The sequence below is a fragment of the Nonomuraea sp. NPDC004186 genome, assembly GCF_053603495.1.
The window spans coordinates 108,081-132,999 of the sequence record NZ_JBSGFQ010000023.1 but is presented as its reverse complement, the minus strand read 5'-3'; the positions used below and the strand labels follow the sequence as shown (position 1 = coordinate 132,999).

Genomic DNA, 24,919 nt, shown 5'->3' with positions numbered 1-24,919 from the left:
CGCAAGGACCCCGACTGCTACACCCGCCCACCCTCACTCCACGACGACCTCGAGGCCGCCCTCGGGCCGTTCCCCCTGTTCACCTACTGGGGCCCGACCGCAGGAATCACCTCCTCCGAATGGATCATCGCCGCAGCCCGCCACATCCTGACCCGCGAACACCCCGACCTGCTGCTCGTCTACATCCCACACCTCGACTACGACCTGCAACGGCACGGCCCCGCCGGCCCCGAAGCCATCGCCGCCGCCCGCACCATCGACACCGCACTCGCCCCCCTCCTCGCCGAGGACGCCGAGGTGGTCGTGCTCTCGGAATACGGCATCACCCCCGCATCCCGCCCCATCGACATCAACCGGGCGCTGCGCACCGCCGGGCTCCTGGAAGTCCACACCCAAGCCGGCATGGAATACCTCGACCCGTGGACGTCCCGGGCCTTCGCCGTCGCCGACCACCAGGTGGCCCACGTCTACGTCCGCGACCCCGCCGACCTCGACCGCACCCGCACCGTCATCACCGAACTGACCGGCGTGGACGAGGTACTCGACCACGCAGGCAAGGCGAAGTACGGGCTCGACCACGAACGCGCCGGCGAACTCGTCGCCGTCGCCGAACCCGACGCCTGGTTCACCTACTACTACTGGCTCACCGACGACCGCGCCCCCGACTTCGCCAGGCTCGTGGACATCCACCGCAAACCCGGCTACGACCCCGCCGAACTGTTCATGAACCCAAGAGACCCATTCGTCAAACTCCGCGCCGCCACCGCACTGGCCAAGAAGAAACTGGGCTTCCGCTACACGATGCCGGTGGTGCCACTCGACCCGGCACCGGTCCGGGGCAGCCACGGCCGCCTGCCCGACAGCCCCGACGACGGCCCCCTGCTCATCGGCCCCTTCGACCGCGACCGCTACGACGCGACCGAGGTCAAGGACCTGCTGGCCGGACTGGTGAGGAAGGGGAGCCTAGACTTCACCCTATGATCCGGCCGCAGCGGGGGACGTCGCGTGACGTGCGGCGTACCAACAGGGCCGTGCTGCTGCGCACGCTCTTCTTCGACGGCGAGCGCAGCAGGTTCGAGCTCGCCCAGGCGACCGGCCTGAGCCCCGCCACGGTGAGCAACGTCGTCACCGGCCTGCTGTCCGACGGGATCGCCGTCGAGGTGGGCAGGGTCGAGTCGGACGGCGGCCGGCCGCGCGTCCAGCTCCGCGTCAACGCCCACCACGCCTACGCGGTCGGCGTCGAGGTGGGGGAGACCCGCGTCGGCGTGGAGCTGTTCGACCTGTCCATGACGCCACGGGCCAAGGCCGAGACCCCGTTGCGCCCAGGACGGCACGCTCCCGACCTGGTGGCCGGCCACATCCGCGAAGGCGTCGCCGCGGTGATCGCGCAGGCGGGCGTGGACCCCGGCCGCGTCCTCGGCGTCGGAGTCGGCGTTCCCGGCATGGTGCGGGGCTCGGTCGTCGACTCGCCGACGTTCGGCTGGAGCGGGGTACGGCTGGCCGACATGCTCCCCGGCCTGCCCGTGTTCGTCGACAACGGCGCCATGACGCTGGGCCTGGCCGAGCACTGGTTCGGCGCGGGACGGGGCAGCGACTACATGATCATGGTGTTGATCGGCAGCGGGGTCGGCGCCTGCATCATCACCGACGGCATCACCGTCCGAGGCGTGTCCGGTGGGGCGGGGGAGTGGGGCCACACCACGGTGATCGCCGGCGGCCGCCCCTGCCGCTGCGGTGCGCGCGGTTGTCTGGAGGCCTACGTCGGCGCCGAGTCGGTCCTCGCCAGGGCGGGGATCGACCTGGCGGGCGTCGAGGAGGAGAGCGCCTTCGCGGCACTGCTGGCCGACCCAGGCGCGCGTCCCCTGTTCGACGAGGCCGTCGGCCACCTGGGCGCGGGGCTGGCGAGCCTGATCAACCTGCTCAATCCCGAGCGCATCGTGCTGGGCGGCTGGGCGGGGCTGCTGCTCGCCCGCGACCACCTGCCCGCGATCGTGACGGCCACGGAGCGGTCCGCGCTGCGCTGTTCCTACGGCCGCGTCGCGATCGGGGCCGCTCACCTGGGGTCGGAGGGCGTCAAGCTCGGCGCCGCCATCCTGGTGGTGGATCAGTTCCTGGGCGCCTGAGGGCTTGTTTTCCTACCTGATTCAAGAGCCGCACGTAGCCTCCGTCAACCCTTAAATTAAGTATTGACGCTCTTGTAAGGTCACCGTAAGGTCACCATGAGGTCACGACCGTGGATTTCTCTTAGCCATGGTGCTCACCCACGCCGGCGGCCGGCCGCCGGCGTACACCCCCCACAGAAGGTGACACCCCCCATGAAAAGACGAGGAATCATCCTCGCGTCCGTGACGGCGTTAGCCGTGGCGGGCCTCGCCTCCCCGGCCTCGGCCGCCACCGGCCAGATCACCGGCTACGGCGGCAAGTGCGTCGACGTCGCCGGCGCCAACAGCGCCAACGGCACCCAGGTCCAGCTCTGGACCTGCAACGGCACCACCGCCCAGTCGTGGACCACGCAGTCCGACGGCACGATCCGCGCACTCGGCAAGTGCCTGGACGTGGCGGGCGCGAGCAGCGCCGACGGCGCCAAGGTGCAGATCTACGACTGCAACGGCACTGCCGCGCAGCAGTGGACGGCCGCCTCCGACGGCACCCTGCGAGCGCTCGGCAAGTGCCTGGACGCCACCAACGTCAGCTCGGCCGACGGCACACCCCTGCAGATCTGGAGCTGCGGCACCGGCGCCAACCAGAAGTGGACGCTGCCCTCCGGCGGCGGCACCCCCAGTCCCGGCAAGCTGCCCGGCGCCCCGTACCTCTACATGGGGTGGGGGAGCCCGCCCAACCCGGGCACGGTCATGGACGCGACCGGCGTGAAGTCCTTCACGATGGCCTTCATCCTGTCCGGCGGCGGTTGCACGCCACGCTGGGACGGCTCGCGTGCGCTGACGGGCGGCGCCGACCAGCAGGCGATCAACACGATCAAGTCCAAGGGCGGCAGCGTCCAGATCTCCTTCGGCGGCTGGTCGGGCAACAAGCTCGGCCCCAACTGCGCCACGCCTGAGGCGTACGCGGGCGCCGTGCAGCAGGTCATCAACGCCCTGGGACCCGCGGCCGTCGACTTCGACATCGAGAACACCGACGAGTACGAGAACTACACCGTCCAGGACCGCATACTCAACGGCCTCAAGATCGTCAAGGCGAACAACCCGAACGTCAAGGTGGTCGTCACCTTCGGCACCTCCACCAGCGGCCCGGCCGGCGCGGGCACCCGGCTGATCAACCGGTCGAAGGAGCTCGGCGTCCCGATCGACAACTACACGATCATGCCGTTCGACTTCGGCGGCGGGTCCAACATGTACCAGAGCACGGTCAACGCGGCCGAAGGGCTGAAGAACGCCCTGAAGTCGGCGTTCGGCTGGTCGGACGCCACGGCGTACGCGCACATGGGCATCTCCGGCATGAACGGCCTGTCCGACCAGTCGGAGGTCACCTCGGTCGCCACCTGGACCCAGATCCGCGACTACGCCAACTCCCATGGCCTGACCAGGCTCGCCTTCTGGTCGGTCAACCGCGACCGCCCCTGCTCCGGAGGCCTGTCCGAGACCTGTAGCGGCGTCTCCCAGAACGCCTGGGACTTCACCCGGCTGACGGCGGGGTTCTGATGCGTGCCCTCGTCGTCCTCGTGCTGGTCGCGGCCGGGTTCGTCCTCATGCCGGTCGCGCAGGCAGCCGTCCCCACCGGCCTGACCACCGTGGTCGCCAAGCACAGCGGCAAGTGCGTCGACGCCCGCGGCGCCGCCACCGCCAACGGCACCGCCGTCCAGCAGTACGCGTGCAACGGCAGCGGCGCGCAGCTCTGGCAGTTCCAGGCCACCGGCGACGGCTACTACCGGGTCAACAGCTCGCTCAACGCCGCGCAGGCCTGGGACGTGACCGGTGTCTCGACCGCCGACAGCGCGCCGGTCCAGCTGTGGGCCTACGGCGGCGGCAACAACCAGCAGTGGCTGCCGGTGGAGGAGTCCGGCGGCACGTACCACCTGGTCAACAGGAACAGCGGCAAGTGCCTCGACGTGTCGGGCGCCTCCACGGCCGACAGCGTGCAACTGCAGCAGTACGCCTGCAACGGCACGGCGGCGCAGTCGTTCACCCTGTCGGGCGGCGGCGGTGGCGGCCCCGATCCCGATCTGGGGCCGAACGTGCGCGTCTTCGACCCGTCGATGCCCGCGTCCACCATCCAGTCGCAGCTCAACTCGGTGTTCGGCCAGCAGCAGTCCAACCAGTTCGGGTCCAACCGGTACGCGCTGCTGTTCAAGCCGGGCACCTACAACGTGGACGTCAACGTCGGCTTCTACACCCAGGTCCTCGGCCTGGGACAGACACCGGACGCGGTGACGATCAACGGGGCCGTGCACGCCGAGGCCGACTGGTTCGGCGGCAACGCCACGCAGAACTTCTGGCGCTCCGCCGAGAACCTCTCGGTCACCCCGGCGGGCGGCACGGACCGGTGGGCGGTCTCGCAGGCGGCGCCGTACCGGCGCATGCATGTGCGCGGAAACCTGCAGTTGGACGACGGCGGCTGGTCGAGCGGCGGGTGGATCTCCGACTCGCGGATCGACGGTCAGGTCAGGTCCGGGTCGCAGCAGCAGTGGATCTCCCGCAATTCGGCCTTCGGGTCCTGGAGCGGGTCGAACTGGAACATGACCTTCGTCGGGGTGTCCGGCGCGCCGGGCAACACCTTCCCCAGCCCGCCGTACACGACGGTGGGGCAGGCGCCGGTGGTACGGGAGAAGCCGTTCCTCTACATCGACGCGGCGGGGGCCTACCAGGTGTTCGTGCCCGCGCTGAAGTCGAACTCCGCCGGGGTGTCGTGGCCGGGAGCGGGCACGTCGCTGCCGATCAGCCAGTTCTTCGTCGTCAAGCCGGGCAACACCGCCGGTGACATCAACGCGGCACTGGCCGCGGGCAAGAACCTGCTGGTCACGCCGGGCGTCTACCATCTGAACGACACGATCAGGGTCACCAGGGCCGACACCGTGGTGCTCGGTCTCGGGTTGGCGACGTTCGTACCCGACAACGGCATCACGGCGATGACCGTCGCCGACGTGGACGGCGTCAAGGTCGCCGGGCTGCTGATCGACGCCGGGACCGTGAACTCGGCGACGCTCATGCAGGTCGGTCCGGCGGGCTCGGCGGCCTCGCACGCGGCCAACCCCACCTCGCTGCACGACGTCTTCTTCCGCGTCGGCGGCGCCGGGGTGGGCAAGGCGTCACAGAGCCTGGTGATCAACAGCGACGACGTGATCGGTGATCACACCTGGATCTGGCGGGCCGACCACGGCAGCGGCGTAGGGTGGAACACCAACACGACCGTCAACGGGCTCGTCGTCAACGGCGACAACGTGACGTTCTACGGGCTGTTCGTCGAGCACTACCACCAGTACCAGGTCATCTGGAACGGCAACGGCGGGCGGACCTACTTCTTCCAGAACGAGATGCCCTACGACCCGCCCAACCAGGCGTCCTGGATGAACGGCTCCACCCGTGGCTGGGCCGCCTACAAGGTCGCCGCTTCGGTCACCTCGCATGAGGCCTGGGGGCTGGGCAGCTACTGCTACTTCAGCGCCAACCCCGGGGTGGTGGCCGACCGGGCCTTCGAGGTGCCGAACACGCCTGGGGTCCGCTTCCACCACATGGTGACGGTCTCCCTGGGCGGCACCGGAACCATCGCCCACGTCATCAATTCCACGGGAGGCCCCAGCAACTCCTCCACAAACGTCGCAAACCTCACCGAATACCCATAACCCACCGACGCGTCCTCCCCCTTTGCCGAAAGAGGGAGGACACGTCCGCGCGTTACTGGGCCTGCTGGTCGTACAGGCCGTCCATCATCCGCAGGAGCGGCGCGGGGTACGAGCCCTCACCCTCGTCGCTGAACTCTCCCCCGTACGACGCCTGCCAGTCGCCGGTCGAGGTGTTCCGGATGGAGGTATGGCTCAGCGTGCCGCCGTCGGCGTTCGAGCCGTAGAGCGCCCAATGGTGGGCAGTGCGCTTGTTGGTCGCCGAGTCGGAGCTGACCGTGTCATCGTGCTTCGAGGCGAGGAAGGTGTAGTCCGTGCCCATCTGGGAGAGCGGCTGCTTTCCCAGCCAGCTGATGAAGCCGCTGCCCGGACGCATGTCGCTGCACTGCTCGTGGGTGATGGCGCACGCGGTCACCACCGCGCTGCCGATGCCCTGGTGTGGCGTGGCGAACGTGACCATGTCCTCGATGTACAGGAATGGGGGCCAGGCTCTGGGCCACACGGTGGCGCCGAGGTTGTTCGGATCGACCGTCAGCCCGCTCAGGTCGGGCGGCGGCTTGCCCACGCCGTACCGGTTGACGCCTTCGATGGCCGCCTTCGCGACCAGACCGCCCATGGAGTGCGTGACGACGTCGATCGCCACGTCCTTGCTGGAGTACAGGTAGTAGACGGTCCACGCGAACTGGCGGCCGACCTCCTGGATGCGCGTGTCGGTGGTCCCCTGGAGCCTGAGGTCGCAGTTGGTGGCCTTGTTGTAGTAGCCGAAGGTGACGACGTCGCCCCAACCGTTGGCGTTCAGCACCTGCTTGGCGCTGTTCCATGCGCCGGAGCAGCTGATGTCGGCCTCACGGTCGAACCCGTGGACCATGACGGTGACCCGGTGTCCGTTGCCGCGCGCGGGCGCGGCTGACGCGGCGGGTGCGGTGGCGATCAGGGTGGTGGCGACTATGGCCCCGACCAAGGGCAGGGCAAAACGGGATCTGGCTAATCTGTGCATCCACGGTCTCCGTTTCCGTTGGGCCGGAGGCAGAGTAGCGCGCAGACGATCATTCTGTGAATGAGTTGAACCTTCGGCATTCCGCCGTTCACGCGGGCTCGCAGCCGAGCGGGCGCGCGAGCCGGTCGTTCGTGGATGCGGGCGCTTTCCCTCCTCGATGAGACGTGAGTGTCCGCACACAGACGCTTCGCTGACGCAGGCGATGGGCTCGGGCTTGCGGCCTTGCCGGGGTGCGGGCCGGCTCGCGCACGGGCGGGCCGGCAAGCACCATCAGGCGACGGAGGGTCTGGTCTGGTCGATGACCTTGGCGAGGTCCTCGACCACGCTGTTCTCGAAGACCACCTCAGGTGGAAGGTCGGTCTTGAGGTCGCGGCGGATGCGCATGCGGCCGCGCGCGGCGAGGAGGGAGTGGCCGCCGAGGCCGAAGAAGTCGTCGTGGACGCTGATCGACTCCACGCGGAGCAGTTCCTCCCAGAGCTGGACGAGGTAGCGCTCGGTGGCGGTGCGCGGAGGTTCGTAGGTGCGCCGCCGCCGGGAGCGGTCCTCGGCGGCCTCGCGCAGCCGCGCCCAGTCTCGTTTGCCGTGCGCGTCCAGCGGCATGGAGTCCAGGACGACGAACTCGGCGGGGACGTAGGCGGCGGGCAGACGCTCGGTGAGGAAGGCGCGCACGCCGACGGGTGAGAACTCCTCGGCCACGGGGATGACGAAGGCGACCAGGCGCAGGTCGCCGGGCTCTCCTACCGCCGTCACCGCGACCTCGCCCACGTGCGGGTGCTGGTAGAAGGTGCGTTCGATCTCGGCGGGCTCGACCCGGTGGCCGGAGATCTTGACCTGGCTGTCGACGCGGCCGAGGTATTCGAGGGCCCCGTCGGCACCGGTACGCACCAGGTCCCCGGTGGCGTACATGCGGGTGCCGTTCGCGGCGAACGGGTCGGCGACGAAGCGTTGCGCCGTGAGTCCGGGCTGGTCCAGGTAGCCGCGTCCCACGGCGGCGCCGCCGACGTACAGCTCACCGGTGGAGGCGGGGGCGAGCCGATCGTCCAGGACGTACAGACGCGCTGACGCGGTCGAACGGCCGATGGGGACCCGGGTGCAGTCGTCGGGGAGCTCCTGGACACGCTGGGCGGTGCAGGCCACGGTGGCCTCGGTCGGGCCGTACAGGTTGAGCAGGTCCCCGGAGAAGCCTCCGGCCCGCAGCTCGCGGCAGGTGTCGGCGAGCAGCACGTCGCCGCCCGAGCACAGGACCCGCAGGGAGGCGAACGCCTCGCGGTCGTGGCGGGCGACCTGGTTGAGCGCGATGGCGGGAGCCAGCATCGCGGTGACGCGGTGCCGCCGGAGTTGCCGCCGCAGGTCGGCGCCGATGAGGTCGGCGAAGGCGGGCATCACGACCAGGTCCGCGGCGCCGGCCATGCTACGCAGCAGTTCGAAGGTGAAGGTGTCGAAGGACAGGTTCGACGCCTGCGCCATCCGGTCGCCGGGGCCGACCGTGGGGAGGGCGGTGTCCGTGGCGAAGGCGACCATGTGACGGTGTTCCAGCACGACGCCTTTGGGCTGACCGGTGGATCCGGAGGTGAACAGGACGCAGGCCGCGCTCTGCGGGGCGACGTGTGCCGCCGGACCCGAAGCGGGCGGCAGGACGCGCCAGTCCAGCTCGGCCACCTCCACGGGCAGGCCGGCCAGCCGCCTGGTCGTGCCGGGATCGGTGAGCAGCAGGCGCAGGCGGCCGGCCTTCACCATCTGCTCGCGCCGCAACCTGGGATAGCTGACGTCGATCGGCGCGTACGCCGCTCCCGCGCGCAGCACACCGAGCACCGTCACCACGGCGCCGACGCCACGCGGCAGGTGGACGCCGATCCGGTCCTCCTCCCGCACGCCGAGCCTGACCAGTTCGTGCGCGACGGCGTCCGCCCGCTCGGCCAGTTCCGCGTAGCTGAGGCTGGTCTCTTCGTCGCTGACGGCGGGCAGGTCCGGATGGGTTCCGACGGTCCTGGCGAGAAGCTCGGGAATCGTCGCGGGTGCAGACACGGCGCTCATCCTCTTCGCATCAGTAGTCGAGATCTTCCTCGATGACCTTCCTGAGCCCGGTGGCACCGGCCAGGAAGTTCAGCGGATCCCCGGGAAGCAGGTGGACGCGTGTCTCGCCGTACTCCTGCCATTCGGCCAGGTCGTCCGGTCCCACGTCGAGGTCGTCCGCCCAGCCGATGGCGCTGATCGGCACCCCGATCGCCTTGGCCGGCGGCGCGTAGTCCAGGCACATCCGCACGTCCTGCCGCAGGACCCGCACGGACAACGACACCAGCTCGTCCGGGATGGCCCCGTCGCCGAGGTCTCCGGCGACGCGCCGGAGCTCCGCGGCGATGCGTTGGTCGGACATCCACGGGTGGTAGTAGCCGTAGAAACCCCGGCTCGGCGTCAGGGACGCCGACACGAACAGCCGCTCGGGCGCCCGGACGCCGATCTCCATGGCGCGGGTGGCGAACGCGTGCGCCAGCAGCGCGCCCATGCAGTGGCCGACGAGCGCGTACGGCCGCGCCAGGTAGGGCAGGAGCGCCTCGACGGCGTCCTTGGCGAACGTCTCGAAGTCGCGGTACGGATCTTCCTTGATCCGGTACTCCCGGCCGGGAAGCTGCACGGGATGGACCTCGGCCTCCCCGATCCGCCCGGGCCAGCGCCGCAGCGAGGACGCGCCAGAGCCGGCGTAGGGGAAGGCGAACAGCAGCGGCCCGTCTCCGGCCGACGGCTCCTGCAGCAGCCAGCGCGTGGATGGTCGGCGCACATGCCCTCCAGAAGTCTCGACTGCCGACTGACGCTAGCCGGGAGGGGTTAGCCGCCGGTTACGCGGAAGAGGCGTAACCGGCGGCTAACCACGCCGGGGCATAGTCGGGAGCACGTGCGAACCGGAGGTGTCCCAGGTGCTGCCCGTACTCGACCCGGACCAGGTGGAGTCCCTGGACCTGACCTCGCCGACGATCCATGCCGAGGGTGACCTGTCGGCGGTGTGGCGGCGCCTGCGGTCGGAGCACCCGCTCTACTGGCACCCGCCGAGGGGCGGCAACCCGGGCTTCTGGGTCGTCACCCGGCACGCGGACGCCGTCAGCGTCTTCCGCGACGGCCGGCGTTTCACCTCGACGTCGGGCAACGTGCTGGAGACCCTGCTCGTGGGCGGCGACTCGGCCACGGGCAAGATGCTCGCGGTGACCGACGGCCCCCGCCACACAGAGGTACGCCGCATCATCACCGGCGCGCTGACCCCGGCCGTGTTCGACCGGCTGGCGCGGCGGATCGAGGATCAGGTGCGGCGGCTCGTGGCGAACGCGCTGGAGCGCGAGGACTGCGACTTCGGCGACGACGTGGCCGCCCAGGTGCCGCTGGCCACGATCTGCGACACGCTCGCCGTACCCGACTCCGACCGCGCCTACATCCACCGGCTCGGCTCCACCTCGGTCAGCTCGCACGGTCCCGCCCACACCTCGGCCGACGGCTGGAACTCCAAGAACGAGATCCTCGCCTACTTCATCGAGCTCGCGGAGGAGCGGCGCGGCGGCGACGCCGATGACCTGGTCAGCATCCTGGCCAACGCCCACGTCAAGGGGCGGCCGCTCGGCACCGACGAGATCGTCTTCAACTGCTACAGCCTCATCCTGGGCGGCGACGAGACGACCCGGCTGGCGATGACCGGCGCGGTCCTCGCGCTGGCCGAGAACCAGGATCAGTGGCGGGCGCTGCGCGCGGGTGAGGTCGGGCTGGACAGCGCGGTCGAGGAGGTGCTGCGCTGGACGACGCCGTCGCGGCATCTCGGCCGGCTGGCGGCGGAACCGGCGGACCTCGGTGGCGGCCGGGTCGAGGCGGGAGACATCGTCACGGTGTGGCTGGCTTCGGCCAACTTCGACGAGCGGGAGTTCGCCCGTTCCGAGCGGTTCCTCCTGGACCGCACGCCGAACCGGCACCTGACCTTCGCCTACGGACCGCACTTCTGCCTGGGCGCGCGGCTGGGCCGCATCCAGCTCGCGGCGACCCTGGCCGCCCTTCGTGACCTGGTCGGCGGGATCGAGGTGACCGGCACCCCCCGGCGCGTCTATTCCAACTTCCTCGGCGGCACCTGCAACCTGCCGGTCAGGCTCACCCCGTCCAGTTAGAGGTCCGGCTAGGCGTCCAAGTAGGCGTCCAGGTAGGCGGCGAGGTCGCCCAGGACGGGGTGCTGGAAGACCGTCACCATCGGGATCGCCGGGACGCCTTTGCGGCGCAGGTGCGCGACCAGCCGGATGGCCAGCAGCGACTGGCCGCCGAGCTCGAAGAAGTTGTCGTCCACGCCGACGCGCTCGATCTCCAGCACATCGCGCCACGCGTCGGCGACGAGCCGCTCGGTCGGGCTCATCGGCGCCGCCTCGGCGGAGCTCTCCTGCCGCACCGGGGGCGGCAGCGCGCCACGGTCCACCTTGGCGCTGCCGGTCAGCGGGAAACGATCAAGCCCGACGAGTACGGCAGGCAGCATGTACTCGGGCAGGTAAGCGGCGGCTGCGCGCCGTACCAGAGCGGCGTCGAACGAGCCCGCGCGCTCGAGCCTGCAGTAGCCGATGAGACCCGCGCCGCCCGGCATGTCGTCGCGGACCATCGCGACCGCCTGGACCACGCCCGGGCAGCGGCTCAGCACCGCCTCCACCTCACCCAGCTCGATCCGGTACCCGCGCAGCTTCACCTGGTCGTCCACGCGGCCGACGAACTCCAGCCGCCCGTCGGGGCCGATCCGCGCCCGGTCGCCGGTCCGGTACATGCGCGTGCCGTCGCCGGCGATCACGTCGGCGACGAACCGCTGCGCGGTCAGCGCCGGAGCGCCGGCGTAGCCGCGGGACACGCCGTCGCCGGCCACGTAGATCTCACCTTCGACGCCGGGGCCGACCGGCCTCAGCTTCTCGTCGAGCAGGTGGATGCGGACCCCGGGCAGGGGCTCGCCCAGGTGCGGCCCGGACGTGTGGTCGATCGGCGCCCACGTGGCGTCGACCGTGCATTCGGTCGGGCCGTACAGGTTGACCGGCGTCAGGACCCCGGCGGCCCGCCGGTCCGCCAGCCGGCTCCACAACGCGGGCGCGACGGCCTCCCCGCCGACGAGCAGCCGCAGGGGCGGCCCCTCGGCGCGTTCGGCCAGGTGGTCGAGCAGCGACACCAGGTGGGACGGCGTGATGTCGAGCTCGTCCAGCCGCTCCTCGGCGATGAGCGCCGCCAGCGCCTGCGGGTCGCCGCGCACCTGGTCGTCCACGAGGACGACGGTGTCGCCCCGGCACAAACGCGACCACTGCTGTACGGAGGCGTCGAACGACGGGCTGGCGTTCCACCCGATCCTGGCCGGCCCCGGCCCGGCGGCGTGCGCCAGCTTGTCCACGAGCGCGGCCAGCGACCCATGCGTGACCTCGACGCCTTTCGGCCGCCCGGTCGAGCCCGAGGTGTAGATGACGTAGGCCCGGTCTCCGGGCAGGATCGGGGCGCGGCCCGGGACCGCTCCGGCGGCGACGCGAGCACAGGTGTCCACCGTCAGGACCTGCCGGCCGAGGGCGGGCGAGACGCGGCGGCGGGTGACGGGATCGGACAGGACCAGCTCCGCGCCCGCCTGCCGGCACATGTAGCGCAGCCGGTCGATGGGCAGCGCCGGATCCAGCGGCAGGTAGGCGCCTCCGGCGCGCAAGGTGCCGAGCAGGGCGGCCGCGAGGTCGATCCCGCGCGGCAGCAGCAGCCCGACCAGGGACTCGGCGCCGATGCCGCGCCTGATCAGCCCGGCCGCGATCGCGGCGCTGCGCGCGGCGAGCTCTCCGTAGGTCAGCACGCCGCCCCGGTGGACGATCGCCGGACGGTCCGGGCAGGCGGCGGCCGTCTGCTCGAATCGGCTGACCACCGTACGCGGGCCCGGGGCCGCCGGGTCGGTCGTGTCGGCAGGCGCGGGCAAGGTCATGCGGTTCTCCCGGGCGTCAGTAGCTGAACTTGGCCGGCGCCACGTCCAGCACGGCCACGCTTTCGGCGAATCGCCGCTCCAGGGCGGCCAGGCGCTCCGGGTCGCCGCCCCGGTCGCGCACCCCCATGAGTTCCTGGCTCGTCCGCAGGAGCCCCATGAGCTCCCGAACGCTCACGCCCTTGCCGTCCAGGTAGGGCAGCGACCAGAAGTCGAAGTCGTACAAGGGCAGCCACACCGACTCGGTGACGCGGTCGAGCATCTCGTCGGTGAGGTCGGCGGCCTGCGAGGAGGTCATGCTGAAGTGCGACCACTTGTAGCCCTCTCCCTCGATGCCCAGCAGTTCCTTCTGCTGGTAGATCGGCGAGCGGGGGTTGGCCCACCAGGCCTGGGCCCGCCACAGGTCGGGGGCGGTCTCGTTGAGGAAGTCGATGGTGTTGCCGACGGTCTTCTCGGTCTCGCCGGGGAATCCGACGATGATCGAGGCGAAGGTGGTCACGCCACGTTCCTTGAGCCTGGCGATGCCGGCGCGGTACTGGCTGTCCTGCGCGAGCTTGTGCATGTTGGCCAGCACGTCGCTGTCGCCGGACTCGATGCCCAGGAAGACGCCGGAGCAGCCGCTGGCGGCGGCCAGGTCGAACGACTCCTCGTCGCGGGCGTTGGAGCAGCGGAAGTAGGAGTACCACCGCAGGCCGAGATCCTCGTCGATCATCATCTGGCAGAGCTGCTTGAACCGCTTCGGCGGCACGTTGAACGTGTCGTCCACGAAGACCACGTTGCGGACGCCGAGCTCGGCCAGCGCGCGAAGCTCCTTGCGCACCGTCTCCACCGAGGCCGTGGTGAGCGCCCCGGCGCGGGTCGGATAGTCGCAGAAGCTGCACTTGAACGCGCAACTGCGCGCGGTGCGGAGCTGCGCGGTCGGGCCGATGAGGTCCGGGCTGAAGCCGGCCCAGTCGATCGAGCATTCGTCCAGATCGTTGGCCTCCGGGCGGCGCCTGGTGCGCACCCAGGTGTCCTCGGGGCAGTGGATCAGGTTGTCCACGCCGGACAGGTCGCCGCCGGCGCGTACGGCCTGGCAGAGCTGGCCCAGGCTGTGCTCACCCTGCGATTCCTGGATGTAGGAGTCGGCGCCCATGGCGAAGAAGAAGTCCTGGACGGCGCCGTTCACGCCGGACTGGCACAGGTTGTCGATGAGCGGGCCGCCGACCACGATGTGGCTGGTCGGCGACATCTGGCGGATGTACTCGACGACCGGGCCGACCGGCAGGATGTTGACGTAGAAGGTGGTCGTGATGGCGACGACGGCGGGCCGTTCCGCCAGCAGCGCCGCCAGCCGGTCGCGCTCGCCGGTGAACAGCGAGACGGGCTCGGCGCGCAGGCCGCGCCTGCGCAGGTAGCTGGTCAGGTAGAGCGCCGCCAGGTTGAACACCTCGCCGACGTGGTATCTGTCGGCCCGGCCGGTGCCGCGGTTCCTGAGCCGGCTGAACGCGTCCAGCCACGGCATCGCCGCACCGTCGACCACCAGGTGCTCGGCGCGCATGATCTGGTATTCCGGCGTGCCGGGACCGGCCCGCTCGCACATGACCCGGTAGTCGTCGAAGTCGCCCTCGTTGTATCCGATCACCACGCAGTCGAGCTCGCTCATGCCGTCTCCCGTACGGTGTGGTGCTGTTCACGGTCCAGCCACCACTCGATGAAGATGAAGGCGAGCGTCCATGGCAGCCAGGTGACGCTCGCCGAGACCGCCTGTTCCAGGGCGTGCTTGTCGCCGCCGAACGTCGTGTCGAGCTGGTTGGCGAGGATCATCCCGATCGGGAAGCCGAGGAGCCGGTTGAAGATGATCGAGATGGTGAGGGTGAAGCTGCGCAACATCCACCGGCGGTGTTCGGCGTAGCGGCCCCGGCGGGCGTTCACGAAGCCGAAGGTCGTGACGGTGAACCACAACGACGCCAGCACGATGTCGCTCAGCGCGCTGACCGGGCCGAACCCCCACAGCACCGAGATCACCACCGCGGCCGTCGCGGCGGGCCACACGCCGGCGACGACGTAGGCCCGGCCGACGACGCGGTGCACGCGGGGGTGCCTGCGGCGCAGCCACGGCCACACCTGGAAGACACAGCCGACCATGGCCACCGTGGCGCCGAGTATGTGCGTCATGAGCACGGGGAAGAACAACGGCTGTTCGTCCGGCGAGATCCTGCCCACCTTCGGGTTGAAGGCGAGGTACCGCGGAATGGACAGGCTCACGAATATCGTGACGGCGATCGCGAGCACGCCGAGGGCGATGCGGCCACCGAGCCGCCGCCGACGGGGCCGGGCTGCGCGGCTGGGATGACCGTCCCGCTCCTGACCGTCGGTCTGTGCCGGGCTGACGGGCGATTGCGGTACGGATGGCATACGCACAGGATGAACTGCGGCCCCGTTTCCCAGGCATCCCTTCTTCATGTGACATCACCGGCCGCCGCACCCGCGGGTAGCTTCGAGTCCCCGGAGAGACGGGGAGAAGACGTGGAAGAACGCATCTCTGTCCGCACGTTCGGCACGTTCGAGCTGGCGTTCGACGGCCGCCCGGTGGGACGGTGGAAGGCGGGCAAGGCCCGCAACCTGCTGCAGTTCCTCCTCCTGCGGCAGGGGCGGATCGTCTCGCGCGATGTGCTGTACGACGCGTTGTGGCCGGACGGCCCATGGCCCAAGGGCTCCAGCTCGCTCAAGGTCGCCGCGCACATGCTCAGGAAGGTCCTGGACGGGCAGCCGGAGGGCGGCCCGGGGCTGCGCCTGCTCACCCGCGAGTCCGGCTACCTCCTGGAGGCGGCCGGCTTGCCGCTCGACTTCGAGCTCTTCATCCGCCTGGCCGACGAGGCGCACGCGGCGCAACGGCGCGGCGGCCGGGCGGAGGCGGCGGCGCTCTACCTGCGCGCCGACGGGCTGTACGCGGGCGACTTCCTGCCGGACGAACCGTATGAGTGGGCGGTGGCGCAGCGGGTGTGGCTGCGCAGCAGGCTGCTGTGCGGACTGACCTACCTGGCGGAGACGAACATCCTGCGCGGCGACCACGTCGGCGTCATCAGGTGGTGCCAGCGGATGCTGGAGGTGGAGCCGTTCCACGAGGAGGCGTTCCGGGCGCTGATGCTGGTCCACGGCCATCTCGGGCAGCTTGAGCAGGTGCAGCGCTGGTACCGGCTGTGCGACGTACGGCTGCGCCGGCACCTGCAGACGGCTCCGGACCTGGCCACCCGGCGGCTCTACGCCCGCGCGGCGCACGGCGCGTTCACCGGGCGGGCCATCGATCCCCGGTTGTGGCAGCACGAGCTGCAGCCGGACGGCCACACCTCGCTGCTGCGCTCGACCGCCTAGGCCGCCACCTCGACCGGCAGATGTTTGATGCCGAGCATGAAGTTCGAGGCCAGCCGTTCGATCTTCCCGCTCGGCGTGAAGCGCAGGCGGCGCCGTACCAGTTCCTCCACCAGCAGCGTGATCTCCATCCAGGCCGCGGACATGCCCACGCAGCGGTGGTTGGCGACGCCGAAGGCCAGGTGGTGGTTGGGGGCGCGGCCGAGGTCGAGCCGGTCGGCGTGGGGGAAGGCGCTCTCGTCGCGATTGGCGGAGGAGTTCCACAACGTCAGCGTCTGCCCGGCGGATATCCGGATCCCGCGCAGGGTCACGTCCTTCGTGGCGGTCCTGCGCACGTAGGCGTTGGTCGAGGTCCACCGGAAGAACTCGTCCACCGCCGTGCGGACCAGGCTCGGGTCGTCGTGCAGGCGGCGTTCCTCCTCCGGGTGGCCGATCAGCGTCTCGACGATCGCCGAGGCGGTGAACGGGGTGGTCTCGTTGCCGCCGACGGCCACGTTGAGCGCGTTGTAGAGGATCTGGCTCTCGGTCAGGCCGCGCCCGTTCGTCTCGGCGGCGAGCAGGATGCTGACCAGGTCCTCGCCGGGCTCGGCCCGGCGCCGGTCGAGCAGCTCGGTGAGGAAGTCGAAGATCTCCACCTGGGCGCCGACCAGGGTCAGGGCCTCGCCGCTGTCCCTGACGTACTCCTCGTCGCGGAAGCCGATCATCGTGCGGGTGAGGTGGAGAAGGTGGAGCGCGTCGGCGCGGCCGATCCCGAACATCGCGGCGAGGAGACCGGCGGGCAGCGTGGGGGCGACGTCGGTGGCGAAGTCGCCGCCGCCGTCGGCGGTGAGGCGGTCGAGCGCGTCGGTGAGGTACGTGCGCACGTGCTCGGCGGCCGCGTGCATCATCCGCTTGTCGAACGCCTTGTGCACGTGGTGGCGCAGCAGCCGGTGCTCGGGCGGGTCGGAGCAGATGAGCATCTGCCCGGTCGCGGTGTCGGTCGCGCTGCGGAACGAGCCGCCGAGCACGGTGCCGTCCTTGGAGGAGAACGCCGCCGGGTCCCGGTAGACCGCGCTCACGTCCGCGTACGTGGTCAGGGCCCAGTAGCCGCCGTCGGCGGTGGCGTTCCAGTAGACCGGCGCGTGCTCGCGCAGCCACGCCCAGGCGGCGTACGGATCGCCGGACACGAACAGGTCGAGATCGTCGAGGTCGATGAGCGCTGTCGCCATGGCGGCGAGGGTAGGCGGCGGCGGTTGGCCGCCGGTTACGCGCGCCGGAAAGCGACGGGTGTGTCCCCTGAAGTGGGGAGGTGATGGCGGCTGCCGGATCCACGAGCATGGGCGCGTGCGACGGCCATCGACGGCGGACGGAGCGATCGCTCATGCGTAGGTTCACCACACTCTGGGTGGGTTATCTGGTCTCGGTGCTCGGCTCCTCGCTCACCAGCCTCGCGCTCGGCGTGTGGGTGTTCCAGCGGACGGGCTCGGCCACCCAGTACGGGCTGATCATCGTCATGAGCTTCCTGCCGGGCATCCTGGCGACGCCGGTCGCCGGGGCGCTCGTGGACCGCTGGAGCCGGCGCGGCATCCTGGGAGTGAGCAACGCGCTGTCCGCGGTCACGATCTTCGCGCTGGCGGCGTTGTTCCTGAGCGGGACGCTCCAGCCGTGGCACATCTTCATCGTCGTCGGCATCCAGTCGCTCCTGCGCGCGCTGACGGCGCCGACCATGAACTCCATCGTCATCCTGCTCGTGCCGAAGGAGCAGGTCGGCCGCGCGAACGGGATGGTGCTCCTGGCCCAGGCCCTCGGCGGCACCCTGGGTTTCGCCGCGGGCGGCGTGCTGCTGATGGGCGTCGGGCTCGGCGGCGTCCTCCTGATCGACTGCGCCTCCTTCGTCGTCAACATGCTGGCCGTGCTGCTCGTCTCCATCCCGCACCGGCGCAGGTCCGAAGGGGGCTCGACGGGCGGGGACGGCCTCGGCGCCGAGATCCGGCAGGGCTGGCGCTACCTGTCGGCCCGCCGCGGCCTGCTGGCGCTCGTCGTCCTGTACGGCACGGTCGGCGTCGCGGTCGCCCCCGCCGACGTGCTGATCACGCCGGTGGTCCTCTCCTACTCCTCTGCCGAAGCACTCGGCGTGGTGCTGGCGGCCGCGGGAGTCGGCGCCGTGGTGGGCAGTCTGGTGCTGGCCGCCTGGGGCGGGCCGCGCCGCCGCATCCACGCGCTGGCCGGCCTCACGCTGCCGATCGGCGCGTTCATGTGCCTGGGAGTGGTACGGCCCAGCGTCGTCCTGATCATGATCGCGGCCTTCGGCTACTCGCTGTTCTCCACGATCGTCGACGGCACGGCCAGGGGCATCCTCCAGGTCGAGGTCGAGCCGGACATCCAGGGCCGGGTGTTCGCCCTGTTCAACATGGTCGCCAACACGGTCCAGTGTGTGGCCTTCGCTCTCGCCGGTCCGCTGGCCGACCAGGTCTTCGAGCCGCTTCTGCGGAACGGCGGGCCGCTCACCGGCTCGGTGGGGACGTTCTTCGGGGTGGGACCGGGACGGGGGACCGCCCTGCTCATCCTGCTCTGCGGCCTGGCCGTGATCGTGACGGCGCTGGTCGCCTACCGGCAGCCCGACCTGCGTGCCCTGCCCGACCGGCCCACCGGCGGCGCGAAGAAGGCGGCGGCGAAAGACGAGCCCGATCCACCAGCAATGGCTCTTGCGCGGGAACGCGCGGATGGAGAGACCTCATGACCGACCTGCAAAGCCGGATCGCAGCTCTCTCACCGGAGCAGAGGGCGAAGTTGGAGTCACGGGTCGCGGACCTGCTGGCGACCCGCGAGCCCGCCCGCGAGGAGCGGATCCGGCCACGCGATCGTTCCCTCCCCACCCCGCTGGGCATCGCGCAGCAGCGGGAATGGGCCATCGAGCGGCTCCGGTCGGCCAACAACATCAACAGCGCCTTCCGCATCGAGGGCAGGCTCGACCTCGGCCTGCTGGGCAGCGTGCTGACGGAGGTCGTCGAGCGCCACGAGGTGCTGCGCTCCACGGTGGAGCTCCAGGAGGACGGCACGCCTGTGCAGGTCGTCCATCCCACCGGTCCCGTGCCCACTCCCGTGGTGGACCTGACGCACGTCGCGCCCCAGGACCAGCGCGCGGCGGTGCGGCGGCACTGCAAGGCCGAGATCATGCGTCCCTTCGACCCCCGCGACCCGCACCGGTTGCGGGTCACGCTGCTGCGCCTGGCCGAGGACCTGCACGTCGTGCTGTTCACCACCGACCACGCCGCCTCGGACGCGTGGTCGTTGTCGATCATCGTGCGCGAGCTCGTCACCCTGTACGGCTTGAAAAAGAACGGCGGCGGCACGCTGCCCGCCCCCGGCATCCAGTTCGGCGACTTCGCCGCCTGGCAACGCCGGCAGTTCGACGACCAGAGGGTGGCCGCCGAGCTGGAGCACTGGCGGCGGACGCTCGACGGCATCGAGACGCCGCCCGAGCTGCCCGCCGACCGGCCGTATCCGGCGCGGCCGTCGTTCGCCGGCGACGTCCACATCGTGAACCTGCCGGCGGAGCTCACCGCCGCGCTCGGCGCCTTCAGCGAACGCGAGAACGCCCCCCTGGTCTCCATCCTGCTGGCAGGGTGCTCCATCCTCCTCCACCACTACCTCGAACAGGACGACCTGGTCGTCGGCTCACTGGTGTCCGGCCGCAACCGGCTGGAGACCGAGCAGGTCATCGGCTGCTTCGCCAACCCGCTCCCGCTGCGCGTGCGGCTGACCGGCGAGCTCACGCTGCGCGAGGTCGTCCGGAGGGCACGCGAGTCCATGGCCGTCGCCATGGACCACCAGGACGTGCCTTTCGAACGCGTGATCGAGCTGCTGGACCTGGGCCGGGAGGCGTCGCAGACCTCGCTGAGCCGGTTGTGGATCAACGTCCTCACCGTGCCCGGCGAGACCCTGGAGGTTCCCGACCTGCGGATCAAGCCGGAGCCGATCGACCTCGGGCTGGTGTCGGTCGACCTCACCCTGTCGGCCATCCCGAGCCCCGAGTCGCTGCAGCTCCAGTGGCACTACATGACCGAGCTGTTCGACAGGGGGACCATCGTCCTGCTGGCCGGGCAGTTCGAGGAGATCCTGCGGCAGCTCGTCGCCGTGCCCGACGCGGCGGTGCGGCAGCTGACGCTGATCGCCGCCCCGGTGGCACCCGTCCGGCCGCAGACCTCGGGCGCCGGCTTCGTCGAGTTGTTCCAGCGCCGGGTCACGCTCGCGCCGAACGCTCCCGCCGTCGTCTGCGACGGGGCCGCGACCAGCTACGGCGACCTCAACCGGGCCGCCAACCGGCTGGCGCGGGAGCTGCGGGCCAGGGGTGTGGGCCGGGAGACTCCCGTCGGCATCCTGGTGGAGCGTTCCCCCGAGCTGGCCGTGGCGATCCTCGGCGTGCTCAAGGCCGGCGGCGTCTATGTCCCCCTCGACCCGTCGTATCCGCCCGAGCGCATCTCCTTCATGCTCGCCGACGCGGGTGCGAAGGTCCTGATCACACAGGTACGGCTCGCGCCGCTCGTGACCGACCCGCCCACCGCAACCGTCCTCCTCGACGGCCCCGCGACCGGCGAACACGCCGACCACGACCTGGACGACCCGCCGGACCTCGCCTCGCTGGCCTACGTCGTCTACACCTCGGGCTCGACCGGACGGCCCAAGGGCGCCATGATCGACCACGGCTCGCTGGTGACGTTCGCCCGCGACATCATGGAGCGCCTCGGGCTCGGCGCCGGCGACAGGTTCCTGCAGTTCGCCTCGCCGAGCTTCGACGTGCTGGTGGAGGAACTGTTCCCGATCTGGCTGGCCGGCGGCGCGGTGGTCATCCCGACCCAGCACCTGATCAGCGGCGAGGCCGACCTGGTGGATCTCGTCGAACGCGAGCGGCTCACCGTGATGGAGCTGCCGACTGCGTACTGGCACGAGTGGGTACGCGAACTCGACCGGCTGGGCCGGATGCTCCCGAGCTGCCTGCGCCTGGTGATCATCGGCGGGGAGCGGGTCCTGCCCGAACGGCTGGCCATGTGGCCGCGGCTCGGCGTGCCGCTGATGCACGTCTACGGGCTGACGGAGACCACGGTCAGCTCGACCTTCTTCCGCCTCGACCCGGGCGAGAGCTTCGCCTGGCCGAACCTGCCGATCGGCACCCCGATCCCGTCGGCCGACCTGCGCATCCTCAACAGCAGACTCGCGCCGGTGCCGACGGGCGGCGTCGGCGAGCTGTACATCGGCGGGGTCAGCCTGGCCCGCGGTTACCTCGGCCGCCCCGGCCTGACCGCGCAGCGTTTCGTCGCCGACCCCGCGCACCCCGGCGAGCGCCTCTACCGCACCGGCGACCTGGTCCGACAGCGCCCCGACGGGAACCTCGAGTTCGTCTCCCGCGTCGACACGCAGATCAAGATCCGCGGCTTCCGGGTGGAGCCCGCGGAGATCGAGTCGGTGCTCAGCGGGCATCCGCAGGTCGGCGAGTCCGTCGTGGCCCTCTACGAGCCCGTGCCCGGCGACCGCCGCCTGATCGCCTACTTCGTCCCGGCACGCGCGGAAGCCGCGCCGACCCTCACCGAGCTGCGCCGCTACCTCGAACGCGGACTGCCCGCCTACATGGTGCCCTCGACGCTCGTGGAGCTCGACGCGCTTCCCCTCAGCGCCAACGGCAAGCTCGACCGCAAGCGCCTGCCCGCGCCGGACGGCGGCAGGCCCGAACTGATCGAGGACTACGTCGCGCCGAGCACGCCGCTGCAGCGGAAGCTGGCCGACATCGTGGCCACGGTCGTCGGCGTGGACAAGGTCGGCATCTACGACAACTTCTTCGAGCTCGGCGGCGACTCCATCCAGGCCATCCAGGTCGTGGCCAGAGCCCAGGAGGACGGGATCGGGCTGTCGCCACTCGACTTCTTCGAGCAGCCGACGATCGCGCTGCTGGCACAGGCGGCCACGGACGCCAGGCCGGACCGGATCGTCCGGCCACGGCCGCCGGACGCCGAGCCGGTGCTCTCCTTCGACCAGGAACGCCTGTGGCTGGAACACCAGCTTCGGCCCAAGACCGCCTACCACGTCGGCGGCCGCTACCGCCTCGCCGGCCCGCTCCAGGTGGACGTGCTGGAGGCCAGCATCCGCGCGATCGTGGCGCGTCACGAGGTGCTGCGCACCACGTTCCCCGTCGTGGACGGCCGGCCGGTGCCCGTGGTCGGCGAGGTGGGCGACTGGCGGCTCGACGTGGTGGACCTCTCCGCCGCCGAGGACGGCTTCGAGATCGGCAAGCGCATGCTGGACGAGCAGTTCAGCGCCGCCTTCGACCTGGCCGAGGGCCCGCTGTTCAAGTGCACGCTGGTCCGGCTGAGCGACACCGAGCACCTGCTCAACATCACCTCGCACCACGTCGTCTCGGACAACTGGTCGATCGGCCTGTTCGGGCGGGAGCTGCTGGCGCTGTACGAGTCGGGCGGGGACCTGGCGCGGGCGGGCCTGCCCGACCTCCCCGTCCAGTACCGCGACTTCGCCGTCTGGCAGCGCGAACGCCTGACCGGGGACGCGCTCGCGGAAAAGGTCGAGTACTGGCGCGGCCACCTGGCCGGAGCGCCACCCGCGATCACCATGCCGAACGCGCCGCTGAACCTCGGAGCCGGGGGCGGGCGCAGCATGCTGAAGATGACCGACGAGCAGACGGTCGCGCTGCACGAGCTGTGCCGCCGCCTCGGCGTCACTCCGTTCATGCTGGTGCTGGCGTGCCTGGCGACGGTGCTGCGGCGCTGGTCCGGCCAGTCCGACATCGTGATCGGGACCTCCGTGAGCGGGCGGACCGACGTCGCGCTGGAGAACCTGATCGGCTGCTTCATCAACACCATGCCGCTCCACCTCGACCTGTCGGGCGACCCGGACTTCACCGAGCTGCTGCGGCGGGCCCGCCAGGTGTCGGTGGACGGCTACACGCACTCGGACACGCCGTTCGACGTGCTGGTGAAGGAACTGCAGGTGCCCCGAGACCCGCGCAGGACGCCGATCTTCCAGGTGGTCCTGAACGTGTTCGACCTGCCGCCGATCCGGCGCATCGGCGACGTCGGCCTCGAGGTGATGCCGCTGCCGGAGCTGTTGAGCAGCTTCGACCTCGTCTTCACCGCGCTGGAGGCGTTCGGGGCCTTCCAGCTCCGGCTGGAGTACGACGCCGAACGGTACCAGGCGCCGATGATGGACGCGCTGCTGGAGCACCTGCGCACGATGCTCAACGCGGTGGTACGCGATTCGGGCAAGGGGATCCTCGACTATCCGCTGGAGGAGGCGGCCGAGGTCACGCCCGGCGAGCGGGTGCTTCCCGCGCCGCACCTGGCGGTGGTGCGGCAGGGCCGTACCTCTGAGCGGGTCGCGGTGGTGGACCGGGACGGCGAGTGGAGCTACGGATGGCTCGCCGCGGCGGCCGAGCACTTCGCGCGGGCGCTTCCCGACGCGGAGAGGATCAGCATCGTCAGGCGGCCCACGGCGGCGTTCGTGGCGGCGGTCCTCGGATGCGTGCGGGCGGGAGCGGCGTTCGGCGTGGACGCGGCCGGCGCGCAGGGCCCGGCGGTGCTCGACGTGGGTGAAGGCCCGCTCGACCTCGGCGATCTCGGCGGCGCTGCCGAGGGTCTTGACGACCTCGCGGCGGCGGACCGGCGGGACTGGGCGGCCGAGCGGTTCGGGCTCCGCGGTGACGACCGGTTCGCGGCGGTGTCGAGCAACCCCGCCCATCTGGTGTCGGCGATGACGAGCGCGTTCCACGCCGGAGCGACGCTGGTCGTGCCGGACCGCTCGTTCACCGGGGACCTCGACGGCCTCGTGGCATGGCTGAAGGAGAACTCGATCAGCGTCGCCTACGTCGACGCGCCGCTCCTGCGCACCATCGCCGCGGGCGGGAACCTGACGGAGCTGCCGGGGTTGCGGTGCGTGTTCGTGGACAACTCGGGCGAGCTCATCTCCCACGACCTGGACGCGCTGCGGGGGCTGTCGCCGGACTGTCAGTACGTGGCGGTCTACCGGATGGGCCTCGACGGGCGGCCGCTGGCCGCGTACGCGGTGCCGCACGACTGGCAGCTCGACGCGGCGCCGCTGCGGGTGCCGCTCGGCGCGCCGCTCGACGACCTGCCCGCGCGGTTGCTGCACCCGTCGGGACAGCCGGCCGCGACCGGCGAGGTCGCCGAGATCTGCTTCGGCGACTACCACACCAGCGACCTGGGCCGCCGCTGGGCGGACGGGACGCTGGAGTTCGTCGGCAAGCTCCGCTGAGGAAGGGACCGGAAACATCGTGGTGAACCACACCGACCCGCAGGTGGACACCGTCGAGACCCTGGCCGCCCTGCGCCGCGTTCCTGACGTGCGCGGCGCGGTGGTGACCGGATACGTCGGCGTGGACGGCCGGACGATGCTGCTCGGCTACGTCACCGGCCCGGACCCGGCGGTCGGCACGATCCGGATCCGGCAGCACCTCAGCAGCAGGCTGCCCGGCTATTTGATCCCGGACCACCTGTTCGTGCTGGACGCGCTGCCGCTGACGCCGGAGGGCGACTACGACCTGAGCGCGCTGCCGACGCCGGAGGCGGACCTCGGCCCGGCCGACGCGCACGTGGCGCCGCGCACGCCGGTGGAGCGGCGCCTGGCGGAGATCTTCCAGGAGCTCCTCGGCGTCAGCGACGTCGGCGTCCACGACGACTTCTTCGCGCTCGGCGGCTCCTCCATCGTGGCGACCCGGCTGGCCGCCCAGGTCCGCGAGGTGTTCGCGGTGGAGGTGTCGCTGGTGGACGTGCTCGCGGCCTCGACCGTCGACGAGCTGGCGCGGCTCGTGGACGAGGCATGACGAGCTCTCCGGGCA

16 protein-coding genes are annotated in these 24,919 nt (G+C 70.9%); 9 read left to right on the top strand and 7 right to left on the bottom strand.

The features are described from left to right. From ACWEPL_RS20865 to ACWEPL_RS20850, 4 genes are all read left to right on the top strand, one after another. Positions 1 to 981 (top strand): alkaline phosphatase family protein (locus ACWEPL_RS20865; RefSeq protein ID WP_452437165.1); only part of this gene is annotated, 981 nt, incomplete at its 5' end. After that, on the top strand, positions 978 to 2,123 hold the full coding sequence (locus tag ACWEPL_RS20860) for an ROK family protein (RefSeq protein WP_452437164.1): 1,146 nt from the start codon (positions 978 to 980) through the stop codon (positions 2,121 to 2,123). The genes ACWEPL_RS20865 and ACWEPL_RS20860, both read left to right, overlap by 4 nt. Positions 2,124 to 2,315: 192 nt before the next feature. Next, positions 2,316 to 3,659 carry a ricin-type beta-trefoil lectin domain protein gene (locus tag ACWEPL_RS20855; RefSeq protein WP_355205758.1) on the top strand — a complete coding sequence of 448 codons (1,344 nt, stop codon included), beginning with the start codon at positions 2,316 to 2,318 and terminating at the stop codon, positions 3,657 to 3,659. Further along, entirely contained in the window at positions 3,659 to 5,797 is a 2,139-nt protein-coding gene (locus tag ACWEPL_RS20850; protein WP_452437163.1) for an RICIN domain-containing protein, read from the top strand. Before ACWEPL_RS20855 ends, ACWEPL_RS20850 begins: the two co-directional genes overlap by 1 nt. 52 nt (positions 5,798 to 5,849) lie before the next feature. On the opposite strand, the gene ACWEPL_RS20845 is transcribed toward ACWEPL_RS20850, so the two are convergent. The 3 genes from ACWEPL_RS20845 to ACWEPL_RS20835 all read right to left on the bottom strand — a co-directional run bounded on the left by ACWEPL_RS20845 (position 5,850) and on the right by ACWEPL_RS20835 (position 9,567). Next, positions 5,850 to 6,791, bottom strand: a complete 942-nt coding sequence (locus ACWEPL_RS20845) for an esterase/lipase family protein (protein ID WP_363983601.1) — start codon at positions 6,789 to 6,791, stop codon at positions 5,850 to 5,852. A gap of 270 nt (positions 6,792 to 7,061) precedes the next feature. After that, entirely contained in the window at positions 7,062 to 8,816 is a 1,755-nt protein-coding gene (locus tag ACWEPL_RS20840) for a non-ribosomal peptide synthetase (protein ID WP_452437162.1), read from the bottom strand. Between the two features lie 19 nt (positions 8,817 to 8,835). Further along, positions 8,836 to 9,567 (bottom strand): thioesterase II family protein, encoded by a 732-nt coding sequence (locus tag ACWEPL_RS20835; protein WP_452437161.1) that lies wholly within the window; start codon positions 9,565 to 9,567, stop codon positions 8,836 to 8,838. Between the two features lie 136 nt (positions 9,568 to 9,703). On the opposite strand from ACWEPL_RS20835, the gene ACWEPL_RS20830 reads away from it, so the two are divergent. Continuing rightward, positions 9,704 to 10,927, top strand: coding sequence for a cytochrome P450 (locus tag ACWEPL_RS20830; protein WP_452437160.1), 1,224 nt, complete (start codon positions 9,704 to 9,706; stop codon positions 10,925 to 10,927). A gap of 8 nt (positions 10,928 to 10,935) precedes the next feature. On the opposite strand, the gene ACWEPL_RS20825 is transcribed toward ACWEPL_RS20830, so the two are convergent. The 3 genes from ACWEPL_RS20825 to ACWEPL_RS20815 are packed head-to-tail and all read right to left on the bottom strand — an operon-like array spanning position 10,936 to position 15,126. Next, entirely contained in the window at positions 10,936 to 12,732 is a 1,797-nt protein-coding gene (locus ACWEPL_RS20825; RefSeq protein ID WP_452437159.1) for a non-ribosomal peptide synthetase, read from the bottom strand. Between the two features lie 16 nt (positions 12,733 to 12,748). Beyond that, positions 12,749 to 14,374 (bottom strand): PhpK family radical SAM P-methyltransferase, encoded by a 1,626-nt coding sequence (locus ACWEPL_RS20820; RefSeq protein ID WP_350737286.1) that lies wholly within the window; start codon positions 14,372 to 14,374, stop codon positions 12,749 to 12,751. Then, the gene (locus ACWEPL_RS20815) at positions 14,371 to 15,126 is read right to left on the bottom strand and encodes a DUF2306 domain-containing protein (RefSeq protein WP_452437158.1); all 756 of its coding nucleotides are present in this window, start codon (positions 15,124 to 15,126) and stop codon (positions 14,371 to 14,373) included. The genes ACWEPL_RS20820 and ACWEPL_RS20815 overlap by 4 nt, the downstream gene beginning before the upstream one ends. Before the next feature lie 111 nt (positions 15,127 to 15,237). On the opposite strand from ACWEPL_RS20815, the gene ACWEPL_RS20810 reads away from it, so the two are divergent. Continuing rightward, positions 15,238 to 16,083, top strand: a complete 846-nt coding sequence (locus tag ACWEPL_RS20810; protein WP_452437157.1) for an AfsR/SARP family transcriptional regulator — start codon at positions 15,238 to 15,240, stop codon at positions 16,081 to 16,083. Here ACWEPL_RS20810 and ACWEPL_RS20805 read toward each other — a convergent pair. Continuing rightward, positions 16,080 to 17,288 carry a cytochrome P450 gene (locus ACWEPL_RS20805; RefSeq protein WP_452437156.1) on the bottom strand — a complete coding sequence of 403 codons (1,209 nt, stop codon included), beginning with the start codon at positions 17,286 to 17,288 and terminating at the stop codon, positions 16,080 to 16,082. The two genes, ACWEPL_RS20810 and ACWEPL_RS20805, sit on opposite strands and share 4 nt — an antisense overlap. Before the next feature lie 152 nt (positions 17,289 to 17,440). On the opposite strand from ACWEPL_RS20805, the gene ACWEPL_RS20800 reads away from it, so the two are divergent. From ACWEPL_RS20800 to ACWEPL_RS20790, 3 genes are read left to right on the top strand one after another with little or no spacing between them, the layout of a single operon-like run. After that, a complete protein-coding gene (locus ACWEPL_RS20800; RefSeq protein ID WP_452437155.1) occupies positions 17,441 to 18,799 on the top strand; it encodes an MFS transporter in 1,359 nt (452 codons plus the stop codon). Beyond that, positions 18,796 to 24,336, top strand: coding sequence for an amino acid adenylation domain-containing protein (locus ACWEPL_RS20795; protein WP_452437154.1), 5,541 nt, complete (start codon positions 18,796 to 18,798; stop codon positions 24,334 to 24,336). The genes ACWEPL_RS20800 and ACWEPL_RS20795 overlap by 4 nt, the downstream gene beginning before the upstream one ends. A 19-nt stretch (positions 24,337 to 24,355) precedes the next feature. Then, entirely contained in the window at positions 24,356 to 24,904 is a 549-nt protein-coding gene (locus ACWEPL_RS20790; protein ID WP_449904333.1) for a phosphopantetheine-binding protein, read from the top strand. The last annotated feature ends 15 nt before the right edge of the window (positions 24,905 to 24,919 follow it).

Coding starts and splice junctions, on each gene's coding strand:
- ACWEPL_RS20860 (WP_452437164.1), top strand. CDS start 978: ATGATCCGGCCGCAGCGGGGGACGTCGCGTGACGTGCGGCGTACCAAC.
- ACWEPL_RS20855 (WP_355205758.1), top strand. CDS start 2,316: ATGAAAAGACGAGGAATCATCCTCGCGTCCGTGACGGCGTTAGCCGTG.
- ACWEPL_RS20850 (WP_452437163.1), top strand. CDS start 3,659: ATGCGTGCCCTCGTCGTCCTCGTGCTGGTCGCGGCCGGGTTCGTCCTC.
- ACWEPL_RS20845 (WP_363983601.1), bottom strand. CDS start 6,791: ATGCACAGATTAGCCAGATCCCGTTTTGCCCTGCCCTTGGTCGGGGCC.
- ACWEPL_RS20825 (WP_452437159.1), bottom strand. CDS start 12,732: ATGACCTTGCCCGCGCCTGCCGACACGACCGACCCGGCGGCCCCGGGC.
- ACWEPL_RS20820 (WP_350737286.1), bottom strand. CDS start 14,374: ATGAGCGAGCTCGACTGCGTGGTGATCGGATACAACGAGGGCGACTTC.
- ACWEPL_RS20815 (WP_452437158.1), bottom strand. CDS start 15,126: ATGCCATCCGTACCGCAATCGCCCGTCAGCCCGGCACAGACCGACGGT.
- ACWEPL_RS20805 (WP_452437156.1), bottom strand. CDS start 17,288: ATGGCGACAGCGCTCATCGACCTCGACGATCTCGACCTGTTCGTGTCC.
- ACWEPL_RS20800 (WP_452437155.1), top strand. CDS start 17,441: ATGCGTAGGTTCACCACACTCTGGGTGGGTTATCTGGTCTCGGTGCTC.
- ACWEPL_RS20795 (WP_452437154.1), top strand. CDS start 18,796: ATGACCGACCTGCAAAGCCGGATCGCAGCTCTCTCACCGGAGCAGAGG.